This is a genomic window from Erwinia aphidicola (assembly GCF_024169515.1).
In the GTDB taxonomy this organism is placed as follows: Bacteria; Pseudomonadota; Gammaproteobacteria; order Enterobacterales; family Enterobacteriaceae; genus Erwinia; species Erwinia aphidicola.
Map to the genome: position 1 here is coordinate 2,548,307 of NZ_JAMKCQ010000001.1, position 19,736 is coordinate 2,568,042.

18 protein-coding genes are annotated in these 19,736 nt (G+C 56.2%); 14 read left to right on the forward strand and 4 right to left on the reverse strand.

Going from position 1 to position 19,736, the window contains the following annotated elements:
• Positions 1-29: 29 nt before the first annotated feature.
• The 4 genes from dnaJ to J2Y91_RS11805 all read left to right on the forward strand — a co-directional run bounded on the left by dnaJ (position 30) and on the right by J2Y91_RS11805 (position 5,052).
• A complete protein-coding gene (gene dnaJ / locus J2Y91_RS11790; protein WP_133624577.1) occupies positions 30-1,172 on the forward strand; it encodes a molecular chaperone DnaJ in 1,143 nt (380 codons plus the stop codon).
• A gap of 166 nt (positions 1,173-1,338) precedes the next feature.
• Entirely contained in the window at positions 1,339-2,520 is a 1,182-nt protein-coding gene (gene nhaA / locus J2Y91_RS11795; protein WP_133624575.1) for a Na+/H+ antiporter NhaA, read from the forward strand.
• Between the two features lie 15 nt (positions 2,521-2,535).
• Positions 2,536-3,432 carry a transcriptional activator NhaR gene (gene nhaR, locus J2Y91_RS11800; RefSeq protein WP_133624573.1) on the forward strand — a complete coding sequence of 299 codons (897 nt, stop codon included), beginning with the start codon at positions 2,536-2,538 and terminating at the stop codon, positions 3,430-3,432.
• Positions 3,433-3,696: 264 nt separating this feature from the next.
• Entirely contained in the window at positions 3,697-5,052 is a 1,356-nt protein-coding gene (locus tag J2Y91_RS11805) for a ferredoxin reductase domain-containing protein (RefSeq protein WP_208864894.1), read from the forward strand.
• A 76-nt stretch (positions 5,053-5,128) separates the two neighbouring features.
• Here J2Y91_RS11805 and rpsT read toward each other — a convergent pair whose 3' ends face one another.
• Positions 5,129-5,392, reverse strand: a complete 264-nt coding sequence (rpsT, locus tag J2Y91_RS11810) for a 30S ribosomal protein S20 (protein WP_048914793.1) — start codon at positions 5,390-5,392, stop codon at positions 5,129-5,131.
• Positions 5,393-5,441: 49 nt separating this feature from the next.
• On the opposite strand from rpsT, the gene J2Y91_RS11815 reads away from it, so the two are divergent.
• The 6 genes from J2Y91_RS11815 (at position 5,442) to ispH (ending at position 11,414) form a co-directional block, all read left to right on the forward strand.
• Positions 5,442-5,633, forward strand: coding sequence for a hypothetical protein (locus J2Y91_RS11815; RefSeq protein WP_099753893.1), 192 nt, complete (start codon positions 5,442-5,444; stop codon positions 5,631-5,633).
• Between the two features lie 75 nt (positions 5,634-5,708).
• Entirely contained in the window at positions 5,709-6,647 is a 939-nt protein-coding gene (gene ribF, locus J2Y91_RS11820; RefSeq protein ID WP_048914794.1) for a bifunctional riboflavin kinase/FAD synthetase, read from the forward strand.
• 36 nt (positions 6,648-6,683) lie between these two features.
• Positions 6,684-9,500, forward strand: coding sequence for an isoleucine--tRNA ligase (gene ileS / locus J2Y91_RS11825; protein WP_133624571.1), 2,817 nt, complete (start codon positions 6,684-6,686; stop codon positions 9,498-9,500).
• Positions 9,497-10,006, forward strand: a complete 510-nt coding sequence (gene lspA, locus J2Y91_RS11830) for a signal peptidase II (protein WP_099753891.1) — start codon at positions 9,497-9,499, stop codon at positions 10,004-10,006. The genes ileS and lspA overlap by 4 nt, the downstream gene beginning before the upstream one ends.
• Before the next feature lie 3 nt (positions 10,007-10,009).
• Positions 10,010-10,480, forward strand: coding sequence for an FKBP-type peptidyl-prolyl cis-trans isomerase (gene fkpB / locus J2Y91_RS11835; RefSeq protein ID WP_048914797.1), 471 nt, complete (start codon positions 10,010-10,012; stop codon positions 10,478-10,480).
• Positions 10,461-11,414, forward strand: a complete 954-nt coding sequence (ispH, locus tag J2Y91_RS11840; protein WP_133624569.1) for a 4-hydroxy-3-methylbut-2-enyl diphosphate reductase — start codon at positions 10,461-10,463, stop codon at positions 11,412-11,414. The genes fkpB and ispH overlap by 20 nt, the downstream gene beginning before the upstream one ends.
• Positions 11,415-11,562: 148 nt before the next feature.
• Here ispH and J2Y91_RS11845 read toward each other — a convergent pair whose 3' ends face one another.
• On the reverse strand, positions 11,563-11,976 hold the full coding sequence (locus tag J2Y91_RS11845; protein WP_133624567.1) for a hypothetical protein: 414 nt from the start codon (positions 11,974-11,976) through the stop codon (positions 11,563-11,565).
• Positions 11,973-12,422: a peptidoglycan recognition protein family protein gene (locus tag J2Y91_RS11850; protein ID WP_133624564.1), complete on the reverse strand. Its 450-nt coding sequence runs from the start codon at positions 12,420-12,422 to the stop codon at positions 11,973-11,975. The genes J2Y91_RS11845 and J2Y91_RS11850 overlap by 4 nt, the downstream gene beginning before the upstream one ends.
• Before the next feature lie 201 nt (positions 12,423-12,623).
• On the opposite strand from J2Y91_RS11850, the gene dapB reads away from it, so the two are divergent.
• The 3 genes from dapB (at position 12,624) to carB (ending at position 18,294) form a co-directional block, all read left to right on the forward strand.
• Positions 12,624-13,445 carry a 4-hydroxy-tetrahydrodipicolinate reductase gene (gene dapB, locus J2Y91_RS11855; RefSeq protein WP_133624562.1) on the forward strand — a complete coding sequence of 274 codons (822 nt, stop codon included), beginning with the start codon at positions 12,624-12,626 and terminating at the stop codon, positions 13,443-13,445.
• A gap of 469 nt (positions 13,446-13,914) precedes the next feature.
• Positions 13,915-15,051, forward strand: a complete 1,137-nt coding sequence (gene carA / locus J2Y91_RS11860) for a glutamine-hydrolyzing carbamoyl-phosphate synthase small subunit (protein WP_048914800.1) — start codon at positions 13,915-13,917, stop codon at positions 15,049-15,051.
• Between the two features lie 18 nt (positions 15,052-15,069).
• The gene (carB, locus tag J2Y91_RS11865; RefSeq protein WP_133624560.1) at positions 15,070-18,294 is read left to right on the forward strand and encodes a carbamoyl-phosphate synthase large subunit; all 3,225 of its coding nucleotides are present in this window, start codon (positions 15,070-15,072) and stop codon (positions 18,292-18,294) included.
• A 135-nt stretch (positions 18,295-18,429) separates the two neighbouring features.
• Here the strand turns inward: carB and J2Y91_RS11870 are convergent, their stop codons facing one another.
• Positions 18,430-19,044, reverse strand: a complete 615-nt coding sequence (locus tag J2Y91_RS11870; protein ID WP_133624558.1) for a LysE family translocator — start codon at positions 19,042-19,044, stop codon at positions 18,430-18,432.
• A gap of 189 nt (positions 19,045-19,233) precedes the next feature.
• On the opposite strand from J2Y91_RS11870, the gene folA reads away from it, so the two are divergent.
• Positions 19,234-19,716, forward strand: a complete 483-nt coding sequence (gene folA / locus J2Y91_RS11875; RefSeq protein ID WP_180276736.1) for a type 3 dihydrofolate reductase — start codon at positions 19,234-19,236, stop codon at positions 19,714-19,716.
• Positions 19,717-19,736: the final 20 nt, after the last annotated feature.

Genomic DNA, 19,736 nt, shown 5'->3' on the forward strand with positions numbered 1-19,736 from the left:
CACGCATGTTAAGGGCAGGAACAACAACAATGGCGAAAAGAGACTATTACGAGGTTTTAGGCGTATCCAAATCTGCGGATGAGCGTGAGATCAAAAAGGCTTACAAACGCCTGGCAATGAAATTCCACCCTGACCGCAACCAGGGCGAAGGTGCCGAAGAGCAGTTTAAAGAGGTAAAAGAAGCCTACGAAATTCTGACCGATGCGCAGAAACGTGCGGCTTACGATCAGTACGGCCATGCAGCCTTTGAACAGGGTGGTGGCGGCGGTGGCTACGGCGGCGGCTTTGGCGGCGGCGGTGGTGCTGACTTCAGCGATATCTTTGGCGACGTATTCGGCGATATCTTTGGCGGAGGCCGCCGTCAGCAGCGCGCCGCTCGCGGTGCTGATTTACGCTACAACATGGAGCTGTCGCTGGAAGAAGCGGTACGCGGCGTGACCAAAGAGATCCGCATTCCAACCCTGGAAGAGTGTGACGTTTGCCACGGTAGCGGCGCGAAAGCGGGGACGAAACCGCAAACCTGCCAGACCTGTCACGGGGCAGGCCAGGTACAGATGCGCCAGGGCTTCTTTACCGTGCAGCAGGCGTGTCCAACCTGTCACGGCCGCGGTTCGGTGATTAAAGATCCGTGCAACGCCTGCCACGGTCATGGCCGGGTTGAGAAGTCGAAAACCCTGTCGGTAAAAATCCCGGCCGGTGTGGATACCGGCGACCGCATCCGCCTGACCGGCGAAGGCGAAGCGGGTGAGCAGGGTGCGCCAGCGGGCGATCTCTACGTTCAGGTGCAGGTGCGTAAGCACAACATCTTCGAGCGAGAAGAGAACAACCTGTATTGCGAAGTGCCAATCAACTTTGTGATGGCCGCACTGGGCGGTGAAATTGAAGTGCCGACCCTTGATGGCCGCGTCAAGCTGAAGGTGCCTGCGGAAACGCAGACCGGCAAGCTGTTCCGCATGCGTGGTAAAGGTGTGAAATCGGTGCGCGGTGGTGCTCAGGGTGACCTGCTGTGCCGCGTGGTGGTCGAAACCCCGGTCAGCCTGAACGAGAAACAGAAAGCGCTGCTGCGTGAACTGGAAGAGAGCTTTGGCGGTCCTTCCGGCGAACATAACAGCCCGCGTTCTAAAAGTTTCTTCGACGGCGTGAAGAAATTCTTCGACGATTTAACCCGCTAATCTGCCAGCCTCAGGGCCGATCGATATAAAAAGATCGGCCCTTATCCCTTAATCCTCGTAAATACCGAACCTTTCGCGCTGTATAAACTGTTTTTTTCGAGCGGTTTAACGGCGTATGCTATCCGCTATCTGATTGACAACATCTGGATATTCAGCGGAGTCTGTAATGAATCTCTTTCTCAAAAAACTGTTAAAAAATGACGCCACCGGCGGCGTGGTGCTGATCGTTGCTGCGGCAGTGGCGATGTTTCTCGCCAATAACGCCAGCACGCAGCAGGCTTACCAGGCCATTCTGGCCATGCCGGTGCAGTTCCGCTTCGGCGCGCTGGACATCAATAAAGACCTGCTGCTGTGGATCAACGATGCCCTGATGGCGCTGTTCTTCCTGATGATCGGTCTGGAAGTGAAGCGCGAGCTGTTGATGGGCTCGCTGAAAGGGCGTGAGAAAGCGATGTTCCCGCTGATTGCCGCCCTGGGCGGCATGGTAGCCCCAGGGTTGATTTATGCGGCGCTGAACCACAGCGATGAGCTGGCGATCCACGGTTGGGCAATCCCGGCCGCGACGGATATCGCTTTCGCGCTGGGTATCCTCGCCCTGCTGGGCAGCCGCGTACCTCCGGCGCTGAAAATGTTCCTGATGGCGCTGGCGGTGATCGATGACCTTGGCGCCATTGTGATTATCGCCTTCTTCTATACCCACGATTTATCGCTGGTCTCACTCGGCGTCGCGGCGGCGTCGATCGCGGTGCTGGTGATACTCAACCTGTGCGGCGTGCGGAAAACTTCGGTGTATCTGCTGGTCGGCATGGTGCTGTGGGTGGCGGTGCTGAAGTCGGGTGTGCACGCTACGCTGGCCGGTGTGATTGTCGGGCTGTTAATCCCGCTGAAAAAGCAGGATGGGCATTCACCTTCTATCGAGCTGGAACACGGCCTGCACCCGTGGGTCAGCTGGCTGATCCTGCCGCTGTTCGCCTTTGCTAATGCCGGTGTTTCACTGACTGGCGTCTCCATTGACGGCCTGTTCTCGATGGTACCGCTGGGGATTATCCTTGGTCTGCTGGTCGGTAAGCCGCTGGGGATCACGCTGATTTGCTGGCTGTCGGTGAAGTTAAAAATTGCGGCGCTGCCGGAAAATACCAAGATGGTGGATATTGCCGCGGTGGGTGTGCTGTGTGGGATTGGCTTTACCATGTCGATCTTTATCGCCTCGCTGGCGTTTGACGCCGCACATGAAGAGATGGTGACGCTGGCCAAGCTGGGCATTCTTAGCGGGTCGGTGCTGTCGGCGGTACTGGGCTATGTGCTGCTGTACTTCAAACTGCGCCCAGCCCCGCAGAAGCACGCTTAACGGTTTGGCCCAGCTATGGCGCAGATGAACTACAACCACCTCTACTATTTCTGGCAGGTGTGTAAAACCGGCTCGGTGGCGGGCGCGGCGGAGGTTCTCAACCTCACTTCGCAGACCGTCACCGGCCAGCTAAAAACGCTGGAAGAGCGCCTGCAGGGTAAGCTGTTCAAGCGCCAGGGGCGGGGGCTGGTGCCGTCGGAGCTGGGCCAGCTGGTGTTTCGCTATGCTGACCGCATGTTTACGCTTAGCCATGAGATGCTGGATATCGTCAACTACCGCAAGGAGGCTAACCTGCTGTTCGACGTGGGCGTGGCGGATGCGCTCTCCAAGCGGCTGGTGAGTAAAGTGCTGGAAACGGCGGTGGTGGCGGAAGAGCCGATCCATCTGCGCTGTTTTGAATCGACCCATGAACTGCTGCTGGAGCAGCTCAGCCAGCATAAGCTGGATATGATCCTCTCCGACTGCCCGGTCGACTCCTCGCAGCAGGAAGGGCTGTTCTCGGTAAAACTCGGCGAGTGCAGCGTCAGCTTCTGGTGCCACGCGCCGCTGCCGGAAACGGCATTTCCGCACTGCCTCAGCACGCGCAAGCTGCTGATCCCCGGGCGGCGTTCAATGCTCGGCCGCAAGCTGCTCAACTGGTTTCAAACGCAGGGGCTGGAGGTGGATATCCTTGGCGAGTTTGACGATGCCGCCCTGATGAAAGCCTTTGGCGCGGCGAACCGGGCGATCTTTGTTGCGCCAACGCTGTACGGGCAGGAGAGTTTTCAGCACGAGGGAATTGTTGAACTGGGGCGGCTTGATACGGTAATGGAAGAGTACCATGTTATTTTTGCCGAGCGGATGATCCAGCATCCGGCGGTGCAGCGTATTTGCAATAAAGATTTTTCTCAGCTTTTTACCCAGCCCGATTAATATTCAGGCGGCAATCACTCCTTCGCTAATAATAAGCCTGCTCTTTTATTTCACTGCCATTAATTACTGGAATCAGGCGACTTTTCTGCGGGTAAATAATAGCGAAATTCTCAAATTAATCCCGGCTATTTACCGCGCTATCATCCTTGAATACTCTGTTACGTGAAGTTAACTGAACCTGCTCAGGTTTATTTTTCACTATATTTGAATGACATTCCCGGCGGAACGCTGTTTCTGCCGAGGGATGCGTTCGGGAGAGTCGCCTTGGAAGAGACCAACAATACGCTGCCAGAAGCGGGCAGCGCGGCGCTGCTCCCCATTCCCGCGCTGGCCAGCCACAAAAGTCGTCGGCTAGTGCTCAGCCACTATCAGTATTTGTTCCTGCTGGTCGCGCTGGTGAACCTCAGTCTGTTCAGCTATGGATTAACGGGTGGGCACTGGTGGTCAGAAAAAGGCATTCATCTGATTGAAATCGGCAACATGGTTATTATTAATCTGACGGTGGCGGTGCTTATTCGTCAGCAATATATCATCAACTTTTTATTTCGTCTGGTCTGGCATACCCCGCTGCACTGGCCCTTATCAGTACGCAGGCAGCTGGCGAAAGTGTATCATTTTGGCGGTCTGCACTCCGGCTGTGCACTGTTTGCCTGCCTGTGGCTGATGGTTTTCAGCGCGGCGGTCTATTACCATCACTGCCACGCGCTGCCCAATGCTTCCCTGATGCTGCTGACGGTCACGGCGATGCTGGCCGCGCTGCTGCTGACCATTGTGATTCTGGCGCTGCCGGCTGTGCGTGCGCGCTACCATAATCTGTTTGAGCATGCCCACCGCTACGTTGGCTGGCTGGCCCTGCTGCTGTCATGGCTACAGGTAACCTGCTTTATTCGCGACTGCCACGGCGGGCAGTGGTCATGGCAGGCGTTGATTGAAACACCCGCATTCTGGGCACTGCTGACCATCACCGCCAGCATCATCCTGCCCTGGCTGCGCCTGCGTAAAGTTGCGGTGCAGGTTGAGCGCCCTTCATCGCACGCGGCCATCGTCACTTTCTCGCTGCCGCGGGATCCTTTCCCCGGCTCGTCATTTGCGATTAGTCGGGCGCCGCTGGATGAGTGGCACGCCTTTGCCAACATTCCCCTCGGCAGCGGGTCGGGCTGCCGCATGCTGATCTCGCGCGCCGGTGACTGGACCGGGCGCTTTATCGACTCGCCGCCGGATCACGTGTGGTTTAAAGGTTTGCCGACGCCGGGCGTGGGCAGCGTAGGAAAAATTTTTCACTCAGTGGTGTACGTTGCCACCGGCAGCGGCATTGGCCCGCTGCTGCCGCATCTGATGGCGCCAGGCAAACCCCGGCGCTTAATCTGGTCGACGCGTAATCCGCGTCTGACCTACGGCGACAGTTTTGTGGATGAAATCATTCGCCTTCAGCCCGACGTGCTGATCTGGGATACCGATGCACACGGTAAACATGATTTGCTGCAGTTGGCGTTACAGAAGGTAGAAGAGAGCGGGGCGGAGGCGGTGATCTGCATCGCTAATCGTAAGCTGACGGACTATGTTGTCGGGGGCTGTGAGGCGCGCAGGGTGGCGGCCTATGGCGCGATTTGGGATTCCTGAGCGGTTTGCCAAATTTTGGGCATAAAAAAACCGGCCAGGCCGGTTTCTTTATCAAAGCTCGATTAACACGCTGACATTAAGCCAGTTTGCTGATCTGTGCAGCCAGGTTAGCTTTATGGCGTGCAGCTTTGTTCTTGTGGATCAGGCCTTTAGCTGCCTGACGGTCCACAATTGGTTGCATATCGTTAAATGCGTTCTGCGCAGCTGCTTTATCGCCAGTAGCGATTGCCGCGTAAACTTTCTTGATAAAAGTACGCAGCATTGAACGACGGCTAGCGTTGTGCTTACGACGCTTCTCAGACGTTACAGCGCGTTTCTTAGCTGATTTGATATTAGCCAAGGTCCAACTCCCAAATAGTTCTATGAGGACAATTCAAAGGCCGAGGAATATGCCCTTTTCGCCTTCGGTTGTCAATGGATTTGTGCAAATAAGCGCCGATGAAACAATGGCACTTGGTTACGTTTCGATGGCGCAAGATTCTATCAGCTTCGGCATGGCGAATACAGCTCAATCACAAGAAAAATATCAATACGCTCAGGATCAGCACCATACAGAACGAAATGGCGCGGGTATAGCATGAAAGTGATGAATCGCGGGTTAACCTTCCTGGCTGTACAAGGTATAATCCGCCGATTTCCACAAATTTGAGCCAGCCATGAAGTTTATCCGCGGCATACATAACCTTAGAGAGCAGCATCGCGGCTGCGTACTGACCATCGGCAACTTCGATGGCGTACATCGCGGCCATCAGGCGCTGCTGGCACAACTGTGCGAAGAGGGGCGTCAGCGCAACTTGCCGGTAATGGTAATGCTGTTTGAACCTCAACCGCTGGAGCTGTTTGCAGCGGATAAAGCCCCGGCACGCCTGACGCGCCTGCGCGAGAAAGTGCGCTACCTCCAGCAGGCGGGCGTTGATGCCGTGCTGTGCGTGCGCTTTGACCGCCGCTTTGCTGCCCATACGGCACAAAGTTTTGTCACCGACCTGCTGGTCGATAAGTTGGATGTAAAGTTCCTGGCCGTCGGAGATGATTTCCGCTTTGGCGCTGGTCGCCAGGGTGATTTCCTGTTATTACAGAAGGCTGGCGTCGAGTATGGCTTTGATGTCATCAGTACCCAGACCTTTTGCGATGATGGTAAGCGCATCAGCAGTACTGCAATTCGCCAGGCGCTGTCAGATGACAATCTGGCACTGGCTAACGTCCTGCTGGGGCGTCCCTTCAGCATTTCAGGCCGTGTCGTGCATGGCGATGCGCTGGGCCGCACCATCGGTTTTCCTACCGCTAATCTGCCGCTTAAGCGCACGGTCTCCCCGGTGAAAGGGGTGTATGCCGTTGAAGTGCTGGGGCTGGGGGATAAACCGCTTCCCGGCGTGGCCAATATCGGCACGCGTCCCACGATAGGCGGGCTACGTCAGCAGCTGGAAGTGCACCTGCTGGACGTATCGATGGACCTGTACGGGCGCCATATTGAAGTGGTGCTGCGTGACAAACTGCGTAACGAGCAGCGTTTTGCCTCGTTTGACGCGCTGAAAGAACAAATTGCTAACGATGTGCTCACTGCCCGCCGCTTTTTTGGGCTGAACGCATCGGTTTAAGTGTAAACAGAACCGACATACGGAACCGAGAATCTGATGAGTGACTATAAATCTACCCTGAATTTGCCGGAAACGGGGTTCCCAATGCGTGGCGATCTGGCCAAACGCGAACCGGGCATGCTGCAACGTTGGTATGATGACAAGCTGTACGGCATCATCCGCGAAGCCAAAAAAGGGAAAAAAACCTTTATCCTGCACGATGGCCCTCCTTACGCCAACGGCAGTATTCATATTGGTCACTCGGTTAACAAGATTCTGAAAGACATTATCGTTAAGTCGAAAGGCATGGCGGGCTATGACTCCCCTTATGTTCCCGGCTGGGACTGCCATGGTCTGCCTATCGAGCACAAAGTTGAGCAGATGATCGGTAAGCCGGGCGAGAAAGTCAGCGCCGCTGAGTTCCGCGCTGCCTGCCGTGCCTATGCCGCAGAGCAGGTTGAAGGGCAGAAAGCCGACTTCATCCGTCTTGGCGTGCTGGGTGACTGGGATCGCCCATACCTGACGATGAACTTCCAAACCGAAGCGAACATCATCCGTGCGCTGGGTAAAATTATCGGTAACGGCCATCTGCACAAAGGCGCTAAGCCGGTGCACTGGTGCCTGGACTGCCGCTCCGCGCTGGCGGAAGCGGAAGTGGAGTATTACGACAAAACTTCACCGTCTATCGACGTGATGTTTAACGCCGTTGATAAAGACGCGGTTGCCGCCAAATTTGGCGCTGCTGCGGTCAATGGCCCGATTGCCCTGGTGATCTGGACCACCACCCCGTGGACCATGCCGGCCAACCGCGCTATCTCTCTGCACCCTGAGTTTGACTATCAGCTGGTACAGATCGACGGTCGTGCGCTGATCCTGGCGAAAGACCTGGTCGATAGCGTCATGAAGCGTGCAGGTGTTGCCGAGTGGAACGTGCTGGGCGAAGTGAAAGGCGCCGAGCTGGAGCTGATGGGCTTCCAGCACCCGTTCCTCGGCCACGTTTCCCCGGTGGTGTTGGGTGAGCACGTGACGCTGGATGCGGGTACCGGTGCGGTACATACGGCGCCAGGCCACGGCCCGGATGACTTTGTCATCGGGCAGAAATACGGTATCGAAGTCGCTAATCCGGTCGGCCCGGACGGCAGCTTCCTGCCGGGCACTTACCCTGGCCTTGATGGGGTTAACGTCTTTAAAGCCAACGACCTGATTGTTGAGCTGCTGCGTGAAAAGGGTGCGCTGCTGCATGTGGAAAAACTGCATCACAGCTACCCACACTGCTGGCGCCACAAGACCCCGATCATCTTCCGTGCTACCCCGCAGTGGTTTATCAGCATGGATCAGAAAGGCCTGCGTGCGCAGTCGCTGAAAGAGATTAAAGGCGTGCAGTGGATCCCAGACTGGGGCCAGGCGCGTATCGAGTCGATGGTCGCCAACCGTCCAGACTGGTGCATCTCGCGTCAGCGTACCTGGGGCGTGCCGATGTCGCTGTTTGTGCATAAAGACACCGAGCAGCTGCACCCGGACTCGCTGGCGCTGATGGAGAAAGTCGCGAAGCGGGTTGAGCAGGACGGCATTCAGGCGTGGTGGGACCTCGATCCGCGCGATCTGATGGGCGCCGACGCCGATCACTACGTCAAAGTGCAGGATACGCTGGACGTGTGGTTCGACTCCGGTTCAACCAGCTACTCGGTAGTGGATGCTCGCCCAGAGTTTGGTGGCCATACCCCGGACATGTATCTGGAAGGTTCTGACCAGCACCGCGGCTGGTTTATGTCCTCGCTGATGATCTCCACCGCGATGAAGGGCAAAGCGCCTTATCGCCAGGTACTGACCCACGGCTTCACCGTTGACGGCCAGGGCCGCAAGATGTCCAAATCGCTGGGCAACACCGTGAGCCCGCAGGATGTGATGAACAAGCTCGGCGCTGACATTCTGCGCCTGTGGGTAGCATCCACCGACTACTCCGGCGAGATCGCGGTGTCCGACGAGATCCTCAAGCGCTCTGCCGACAGCTATCGCCGTATCCGTAACACTGCGCGCTTCCTGCTGGCCAACCTCGCGGGCTTCAACCCGGAAACCGACATGGTGAAACCGGAAGAAATGGTGGTGGTTGACCGCTGGGCAGTTGGCCGTGCGCTGGCAGCACAGAACGACATCGTTGCCTCCTATGAAGCGTATGACTTCCATGAAGTGGTCCAGCGCCTGATGCAGTTCTGCTCGGTCGAAATGGGCTCCTTCTACCTGGATATCATTAAAGATCGCCAGTACACCGCCAAAGCCGATGGCCTGGCGCGCCGCAGCTGCCAGACCGCGCTGTGGTACATCGTGGAAGCGCTGGTGCGCTGGATGGCGCCGATCATGTCCTTCACTGCGGATGAGATCTGGGGCTACCTGCCGGGTAAACGCAGCCAGTATGTGTTCACCGAAGAGTGGTTCGACGGGCTGTTCAGCCTGGCGGATAACGAACCGATGAACGATGCCTACTGGGCGGAGCTGCTGAAAGTGCGCGGCGAAGTGAACAAGGTGATCGAGCAGGCGCGTGCCGATAAGCGTATCGGCGGCTCGCTGGAAGCCAGCGTCACGCTGTATGCCGATGCCGCGCTGGCTGCTAAGTTGACCAGCCTGGGCGAAGAGCTGCGCTTTGTGCTGCTGACCTCCGGTGCGCAGGTAGCGGATTACGCGCTGGCAACGGATGAAGCGCAGCAGAGCGACGTGGTGAAAGGTCTGAAAATTGCCCTGCATAAAGCAGAAGGCGAGAAATGCCCACGCTGCTGGCATTACACTAGCGATATCGGCCAGAACGCTGAACACGCTGACGTCTGTGGCCGCTGTGCCTCTAACGTCGCGGGCAGCGGCGAACAGCGTAAGTTTGCATGATGAAAAGACCTGTTCTCTCAAGCGGATTACGCTGGCTGTGGCTGGTATTGGTGGTGATTGGCATCGATTTCGCCAGTAAGCAGTGGATTATGAATAATCTGATGCTGCACGAATCGATGTCCGTGATGCCGTTCTTCAACTTCTTTTATGCTCACAACTACGGCGCGGCGTTCAGCTTCCTCGCCGATAAAGGTGGCTGGCAGCGCTGGTTCTTCGCCGGAATTGCCATTGCCATTGTGGTGGTGCTGCTGGTGATGATGTACCGCACGGCGGCGAGCAATAAACTGAATAACATCGCCTATGCGCTGATTGTCGGTGGCGCATTGGGCAACCTGTTCGACAGGGCATATCATGGCTTTGTGGTGGATTTTATCGACTTCTACGTCGGTGACTGGCACTTCGCCACGTTTAATATTGCCGACTGCGGTATCTGTATTGGTGCCGCGCTGATCGTGCTGGAAGGGTTTATCACCCCGGCCAGCAAGCAGGCTAAGAATAAAGGGTAAGGCATGACTGATTCTGTACAGCATGACAGCGCAGTGCTGGTGCATTTCACCTTAAAGCTGGCGGATGGTTCCACGGCGGAGTCAACGCGCAGCAACGGTAAGCCTGCGCTGTTTTGCCTCGGCGATGGCAGCCTGTCAGAGGGGCTGGAAAGCCATCTGCTGGGCCTGCCGGTTGGCGGGAAAGCGGCGTTCGCGCTGGAAGCGGCCGACGCGTTTGGCGGTATCAGCCCGGATCTGGTGCAGTACTTCTCGCGCCGCGATTTTGTCGAGGCCGGGGAGCCGGAAATCGGCGCCATCATGCTGTTCAGCGGCATGGACGGTAACGAAATGCCGGGGGTGATCCGCGAGATCTCCGGGGATTCCATTACCGTGGATTTCAACCACCCGCTGGCCGGGCAGACCATTCACTTTGACGTAGAAGTGCTGGAGATTGATCCGGTACTGGAGACCAGCAATGCAGATCCTGTTGGCTAACCCGCGCGGTTTCTGCGCAGGCGTTGATCGTGCTATCAGTATTGTCGAGCGAGCGCTGGAAATGTACGGTGCGCCGATCTACGTGCGTCACGAAGTGGTGCATAACCGTTACGTGGTGAACAGCCTGCGCGAGCGCGGGGCGATCTTTATTGAAGATATCGGTGAAGTGCCGGACGCGTCGATCCTGATCTTCTCTGCGCACGGGGTCTCTCAGGCGGTGCGTGCGGAAGCCAAAGCGCGCGACTTGACGATGCTGTTCGATGCCACCTGTCCGCTGGTGACCAAAGTGCATATGGAAGTGGCGCGTGCCAGCCGTAAAGGCACCGAGGCTATCCTGATTGGTCATGCCGGTCACCCGGAAGTGGAAGGCACCATGGGCCAGTACAGTAACCCGAAGGGCGGCATGTATCTGGTTGAAGCCCCTGCGGATGTCTGGAAGTTACAGGTTAAGGATGAAAATAACCTGTGCTTTATGACGCAGACCACGCTGTCGGTGGATGACACCTACGAGGTGATTGACGCCCTGCGTGAGCGCTTCCCGAAGATTGTTGGCCCGCGCAAGGACGATATCTGCTACGCCACCACCAACCGTCAGGAAGCGGTGCGCACGCTGGCACGCGATGCGGACGTGGTGCTGGTGGTGGGGTCGAAGAACTCTTCAAACTCTAACCGCCTGGCGGAGCTGGCACAGCGTGCTGGTAAGCTGGCGCGCCTGATCGACTCGGCTGATGATATTCAGGAAGAGTGGGTGCGCGGCGTCGGCTGTGTTGGCGTGACTGCCGGTGCCTCCGCGCCGGATATTCTGGTGCAGCAGGTGATCCAGCGTCTCAATGAGCTGGGCGGCGTCGATGCTGTCGAGCTGATTGGCCGTGAAGAGAATATCGTGTTTGAAGTGCCGAAAGAGCTGCGCGTTGACGTCCGTCAGGTCGACTAACCGCTAACGGGCGGACCGAAAAAGAGGGTCCGCCCCTACATTGATCGCGATTCTTCCGTAGGGGGCGACCTTGTTTTCCGGTCGCCCCGTGCCGATGATTTCCACCGGCCATGATGAAGACCTTGTTTTCTGGTCGCCCCCGTGCTGCTCATTTAATATCATAGGTTCCGCCATTGGGGTCATGCCACTGGTTGTGATCGTAGAAGAGGTTTACTGAGCGTTCATCGTTGAGAACCAGCAGCGCAATACCACTGGAAAATAACATCCATTTCCCTGGCAGTTGATCGCCATACTTAACATCCCCCTGGGCATAACATGAAGAGTAGCGAGTATCGTCAGCGAAATGGCTTTCAACGGGGTAGGCATGGTTAAAGAAGTTGATCACCTGTTCTTTTGTCGGCCTGAATTTTTTACAGGCTCTGATTTCATAAGGATTTGTTACCTCCTTTAGCGTTTGCCCGATGCTGACAATGTTCACGGACGAAACCGATTGGGCCTCGCTGAAGCCAGTGAGAAACAATAAACTCAGAAGTATGTAGCTTTTAAAATCACAGTTCTTCATTCCCATTTCACTGTGCTCGCTTCCGTTTTGTTTTTTCTGGCTATTTCAGGATGCCTGAAAATTTCGCTGGTATTAATCTTAAGTGTGTCTTTTAATTCGGCAATTAACCATTTTAGTGATTCAGACTGTGGCTGATTTACCGTCACATAAATTTTCCCATCAGGATAGTTTTTCAAATCATCGGTCGGGTAAGTCTCTCCGACAATCTCTATACCAATAGAATCCGTATTTGCTGGAAAACGGTCAGGCCACTCTTTCTTCCTTTCACGATCTGATATTGCCTTTACTTGCCAGGCATTCTCTAACTGAATAGCTTTTTTGAGTTCGGCAGGGGCACCTTTGTGGGTGATCAGGCAGCGTGAGCGCATCCTCCCCACGTGATAAGTCACCCTGAACAGCGACGCGGTTTGATAGATGGTGCCGTCTTTATCAATGATAACGTATATTCATATCTGACCCGCGAGAACGACAGGCTGATGTTTTCGGGTGGCATATCCAGCCTGTAAGTAAAAATTCAGTTTTACTGATAATCCTCACGCGCTGGCGTAAAATTCTTATTATGTGGTTTTAGTTGTGGCGCAGGGGTTAACCCGTGGTTAATCTGGGTGCGCTTTGCATGCATAGACATCTGTCAGGAATGAATAATTATGAGTAATGCAGAAATCCGTATCGCCATTGTGGGAGCCGCAGGGCGTATGGGGCGTCAGCTGATTCAGGCAACTGAACAGGCTGAGGGGGCGCGTCTGGGCGCAGCCATTGTCCGTGCTGGCTCATCGCTGGTTGGCGCCGATGCCGGTGAACTGGCGGGCTGTGGCGCACTGGGTATCAAGGTCAGCGACAATCTGGATGCCGTGGTTAATGACTTCGACGTACTGATCGACTTCACCCGCCCGGAAGGCACGCTGCACTATATGGCATTTTGCCGTCAGCATAAGAAAGCGATGGTGATTGGCACCACCGGTTTTGATGAGGCAGGCAAAGCGGCGATCAAAGCCGCAGCGCAAGAGATTGGTATCGTATTTGCGGCTAATTTCAGCGTTGGCGTCAATCTGGTGCTGAAGCTGTTGGAGAAGGCGGCAAAAGTGATGGGTGACTATGCGGATATCGAAATTATCGAAGCGCACCACCGTCATAAGGTTGATGCACCATCAGGGACGGCGCTGGCAATGGGGGAAGCCATTGCTGATGCGATGAACTGGAACCTGAACGAGCATGCGGTCTATGCGCGTGAAGGTCACACCGGTGAGCGTGAAGCGCAGACTATCGGTTTCGCCACCGTGCGCGCCGGGGATATCGTCGGCGAGCACACCGCGATGTTTGCTGATGTTGGCGAGCGAGTAGAGATTACCCACAAGGCTTCAAGCCGCATGACCTTCGCTAATGGCGCAGTTCGTGCAGCTGTCTGGTTAAAGGCACATAAAAGTGGTCTTCATGACATGAGAAGCGTGCTTAACCTGGATGATTTATAAGTGTTGTGCACCATCGTGATGTGGTTATTTCAATCATAACGTTTTGATTGGATGGGCAATAATTTTATTGCCCTTTTTATTTTTAAGGAAAATAGCTGTTTGTCATTAATATTTAATCATTGCTGCTATAAAGTTATATTACCCTTCTTTTTTACTCACTCATGACGCTAATTTTGACCATTTGGTCCACTTTTTTACTCTGTCACACCAGAAATAATGCAGAAGCTGGCAGGCAACCGTTTTTATTGCCAGGATATGTGCTGTTTTCAGGGTAAATCATCCGACTTTCCACTCAGTGAGTTAAAAAACGCAGAAAAAGTGGCGCGCAGGGTAGACTTTCGCCAGGGCTATCATTAGAATGCGCCCAATTTGCCAAAAACTGGGCAGTCAGGCAGTTTTTGCATTGATTTTGGGGTCATACCTGAATTAATATGCAGATATTGTGACTGTTTATTCCCTGGAGGATGTTTTGATTAAGTCAGCGCTCTTGGTTCTGGAAGACGGAACCCAATTCCACGGTCGGGCCATCGGGGCAACCGGATCGGCAGTGGGAGAAGTTGTTTTCAACACTTCAATGACCGGTTATCAAGAAATCCTCACTGATCCTTCCTATTCCCGCCAGATCGTCACTCTCACTTATCCCCATATCGGCAATGTCGGCACTAACGCCGCTGACGCAGAATCCACTCAGGTACACGCTCAGGGATTAGTTATCCGCGACCTGCCGTTGATTGCCAGCAACTACCGCAATGAAGAAGGCCTGTCTGACTATCTGACGCGCAACAACATTGTCGCGATTGCCGATATCGATACGCGTAAGCTGACCCGTCTGCTGCGTGAGAAAGGGGCGCAGAACGGCTGCATCATCGCCGGAGACGCACTGGACGCCGCCGAAGCCCTGGCAAAAGCCAAAGCTTTCCCGGGCCTGAAGGGGATGGATCTGGCGAAAGAAGTGACTGTGGCACAGCCTTACAGCTGGCAGCAGGGCAGCTGGACGCTGGAAGGCGAACTGCCGGCCGAGAAAGCCGCTGCTGACCTGCCATTCCACGTGGTGGCCTACGACTACGGCGTGAAGCGCAACATTTTGCGTATGCTGGTTGATCGCGGCTGCCGCCTGACGGTGGTGCCGGCGCAGACCCCGGCAGAAGAGGTGCTGAAGCTCAACCCGGACGGGGTGTTCCTCTCCAACGGTCCTGGCGATCCGGAGCCTTGCGACTACGCCATTACCGCGATTAAACGCCTGCTGGAAACCGAGATCCCGATCTTCGGCATATGCCTCGGCCATCAGCTGCTGGCGCTGGCAAGCGGTGCGAAAACCGTGAAGATGAAGCTTGGCCACCACGGCGGTAACCACCCGGTGAAAGATCACGACAATAACACCGTGATGATCACCGCACAGAACCACGGCTTCGCCGTTGATGACAGCAACCTGCCGGCCAACCTGCGCGTGACGCACACCTCGCTGTTTGACCACACGGTGCAGGGCATCCACCGCACCGATAAAGCGGCGTTCAGCTTCCAGGGTCACCCGGAAGCCAGCCCGGGGCCGCACGATGCCGCACCGTTGTTCGATCACTTTATCGAACTGATTAAAGCCTCTAAATAAGATCAGGAGAGAAAGACAATGCCAAAACGTACAGACATACAAAGCATCCTGATCCTTGGCGCTGGCCCGATCGTAATCGGCCAGGCCTGTGAATTCGACTACTCCGGTGCGCAGGCGTGTAAAGCGCTGCGTGAAGAGGGTTACCGCGTTATCCTGGTGAACTCTAACCCGGCTACCATTATGACCGACCCGGATATGGCCGATGCCACCTACATCGAGCCGATTAACTGGGAAGTGGTACGCAAAATCATTGAGAAAGAGCGTCCGGATGCGGTGCTGCCCACCATGGGCGGCCAGACCGCGCTGAACTGTGCGCTGGAGTTAGAGCGCCAGGGCGTGCTGGAAGAGTTCGGCGTGACCATGATCGGCGCCACCGCGGACGCGATTGATAAAGCTGAAGACCGTCGTCGTTTCGACGTGGCGATGAAGAAAATTGGCCTCGACACCGCGCGTTCCGGTATTGCGCACACCATGGAAGAAGCGCTGGCGGTTGCCGCTGACGTCGGCTTCCCGTGCATCATCCGTCCTTCCTTTACCATGGGCGGAACCGGTGGCGGTATCGCATACAACCGTGAAGAGTTCGAAGAGATTTGCGAGCGCGGCCTCGATCTGTCGCCGACCAATGAGCTGCTGATTGACGAGTCGCTGATTGGCTGGAAAGAGTACGAGATGGAAGTGGTGCGTGATAAAAACGACAACTGCATCATCGTCTGTTCAATTGAAAACTTTGATGCCATGGGCATCCACACCGGTGACTCGATTACCGTTGCGCCAGCGCAGACGCTGACCGACAAAGAGTACCAGATCATGCGTAACGCCTCGCTGGCGGTACTGCGTGAAATCGGCGTGGAAACCGGCGGATCAAACGTGCAGTTCTCGGTGAACCCGGAGAATGGCCGTCTGATCGTCATTGAGATGAACCCACGCGTGTCGCGCTCCTCCGCGCTGGCCTCGAAAGCGACCGGCTTCCCGATTGCTAAAATCGCCGCCAAGCTGGCAGTGGGCTTCACCCTCGATGAGCTGACCAACGACATCACCGGCGGCCTGACCCCGGCGTCGTTTGAACCGTCTATCGACTACGTGGTCACCAAAATTCCACGCTTCAACTTTGAAAAATTTGCCGGTGCTAACGACCGTCTGACCACGCAGATGAAATCTGTCGGGGAAGTGATGGCGATTGGCCGCACCTTACAGGAGTCGATGCAGAAAGCGCTGCGCGGCCTGGAAGTGGGCGCGCACGGCTTTGATCCGAAGGTGGATCTTAACGACCCGGAAGCGCTGACCACTATCCGTCGCGAGCTGAAAGATGCGGGCTGTGACCGCATCTGGTACATCGCGGACGCCTTCCGCGCCGGAATGAGCGTGGAAGATGTCTTCGCGCTGACCAATGTTGACCGCTGGTTCCTGGTACAGATCGAAGAGCTGGTACAGCTGGAGCAGCAGGTAGCAGAGCAGGGCGTTAAAGGCCTGAGCTATGACTTCCTGCGCACGCTGAAGCGTAAAGGCTTTGCCGATGCGCGCCTGGCCGATGTCGCGGGCGTGTCTGAAGCGGAGATCCGTGCCCTGCGCGAGCAGCACAACCTGCACCCGGTCTACAAGCGTGTGGATACCTGTGCGGCGGAGTTCTCTACGGACACCGCCTACATGTACTCAACCTATGAAGAAGAGTGCGAAGCCAATCCGAATCAGGACCGTGACAAAATCATGGTGCTGGGCGGCGGTCCAAACCGTATCGGCCAGGGTATCGAGTTCGACTACTGCTGCGTACACGCCTCGCTGGCGCTGCGCGAAGACGGTTTCGAGACCATTATGGTCAACTGCAACCCGGAAACCGTGTCGACCGATTACGACACCTCTGACCGCCTTTACTTTGAGCCGGTCACGCTGGAAGACGTGCTGGAAATCGTGCGCATTGAGAAGCCAAAAGGGGTGATCGTGCAGTACGGCGGGCAGACTCCGCTGAAGCTGGCGCGTGCGCTGGAAGCCGCAGGCGTGCCGGTTATCGGCACCAGCCCGGATGCGATTGACCGTGCAGAAGACCGTGAACGTTTCCAGCAGGCGGTTGAGCGCCTGGGCCTGAAGCAGCCGGCCAACGCCACCGTCACCGCCATCGATATGGCCGTGGAAAAGGCGGCGCTGATTGGCTATCCGCTGGTGGTGCGCCCGTCCTATGTCCTGGGCGGCCGCGCGATGGAAATCGTCTATGACGAAATCGACCTGAAGCGCTACTTCAATACCGCGGTTTCGGTGTCTAACGACGCACCGGTGCTGCTGGACCGCTTCCTTGATGATGCGGTAGAAGTTGACGTTGACGCGATCTGCGACGGTGAGCAGGTGCTGATTGGCGGCATCATGGAGCACATCGAACAGGCGGGCGTTCACTCCGGTGACTCTGCCTGCTCCCTGCCAGCCTACACGCTGAGCCAGGAGATTCAGGATGTGATGCGTGACCAGGTGAAGAAGCTGGCCTTTGAGCTGGGCGTGCGTGGCCTGATGAACGTGCAGTTTGCGGTTAAGGACAATGAAGTTTACCTGATTGAGGTCAACCCACGCGCTGCGCGTACCGTACCGTTTGTCTCCAAGGCAACCGGCATGCCGCTGGCGAAAGTGGCCGCGCGCGTGATGGCGGGTAAAACTCTCGCCGCGCAGGGCGTGACCAAAGAGATCATCCCACCGTACTACTCGGTGAAAGAGGTGGTGCTGCCGTTTAACAAGTTCCAGGGCGTCGACCCTATCCTCGGGCCGGAAATGCGTTCTACCGGTGAAGTGATGGGCGTGGGCCGCACCTTTGCAGAAGCGTTCTGCAAGGCGATGCTCGGCGCGCAGAGCAACATGAAGAAAACCGGTCGTGCGCTGCTGTCCGTGCGTGAAGGTGATAAGAAGCGTATTGCTGAGCTGGCGCGCCGCCTGCAGGCTTACGGCTTCGAGCTGGATGCTACCGCGGGTACTGCTGCGGTGCTGAAAGCTGCCGGTATTGAAGTGCGCCAGGTAAACAAAGTGCACGAAGGCCGCCCGCACATTCAGGACCGCCTGAAAAACGGTGAGTACGCCTACATCGTTAACACCACCGCAGGCCGCCAGGCGATTGAAGATTCCAAACTGATCCGCCGCAGCGCGCTGCAGTATAAGGTGCATTACGATACTACGCTGAACGGCGGTTTCGCCACCGTGACGTCGCTGAACTCCAGCGCCACGGACCAGGTGATTTCCGTGCAGGAGATGCACGCGCAGATTACCGCGTAATTCTCAGGACAACGGGCGGACCGAAACAAAGGGTCCGCCCCTACTTCTGAAGGGGGCAACCGTCTTTTCCGGTCGCCCCTTTTTTATTGTGATCTCAACAGAAGGCTGGCTCCGGCAGAAGCAGGCGAGCGCCTTTTACGACAATGCCACTTTAATCCCCAGCGCGATCAGCACGCCGCCGAGCATCTTGTCCACGACGCGCTGCGCTTTTGCCAGCCCGCGACGTACCGGACCGCTCTGGATCAGGACCACCAGTAGCGGCCACCACAGCGTGGAGAGGCCGAGGATAATCCCGGCGTACAGCAGCTTCTCGTGCACGTCCGAGTTGACGTTCAGCACCTGGGTGAAGATCGACAGAAAGAACAGCGTCGCTTTCGGGTTCAGCAGGTTGCACAGATAGCCCTGCAAAAAGGCTTTCTTCAGCGAGGTCTGCTCCTGCACCACATTGCTCAGATCCATTTTGCTGTTGCCGCGCGAGCGCAGCGCCTGGATACCGATATAGATCAGGTAGCCCGCACCGGCATATTTCAGCAGCATAAACAGCCATGGCGTGGTGGTGATCACCACGGCCAGCCCGGCCACGCAGTAGGCCATATGAGTGGCAACGGCACAGTTTACCCCCATGGCGGTCATCAGCGCGGCGCTGCGACGGTAGCGGGCGGCATTTTTAATAATCAGGAAAAAGTCAGGGCCGGGAGAGATCATCCCGAGTGCCGCAATAGTGGCGACAAATAAGCTGGTTTCTAACATGGCGGCGGTCTGTGGCTGAATGAACGGCGGATTCTACCACGGCCGTTGTTTTTTGCATGGTGAAAAACAGCGGGAAGGTGACGCAATCGATACCCTGATAAACCTTTACCGAATAACCCGGGCTTTCCTATCGACGAAAGTTTCGCCTTTCCGTATGATGGCGCCAATTTTACACCCTGTTGAGTTGATATGATGATTAGCCTGATTGCGGCCCTGGCGGCCGACCGCGTCATTGGGATGGAAAACGCCATGCCGTGGCACCTGCCGGCTGACCTGGCGTGGTTTAAAAAGCAGACGCTGAATAAACCGGTAATTATGGGGCGCCGTACCTGGGAATCTATCGGTCGCCCACTGCCGGGCCGCCTGAATATCGTGATCAGCAGCCAGAAGGGCGATGCTGAAGGCGTCACCTGGGTAACCTCAATTGAAGATGCGCTGAAAGCGGCGGGCGAAGTCGAAGAGCTGATGGTGATTGGCGGTGGACGCATCTATGAGCAGATGCTGACGCGCGCCGATCGTCTGTATCTGACGCACATCGATGCGGAAGTGGAAGGGGATACCCATTTCCCGGACTACGAGCCGGATGAGTGGCAGTCAACCTTCAGCGAGTTTCATGACGCTGACGACAAGAATTCGCACAGCTTCTGCTTCGAGATTTTAGACCGCCGTTAAACATAAAACGGGTCGGGCGT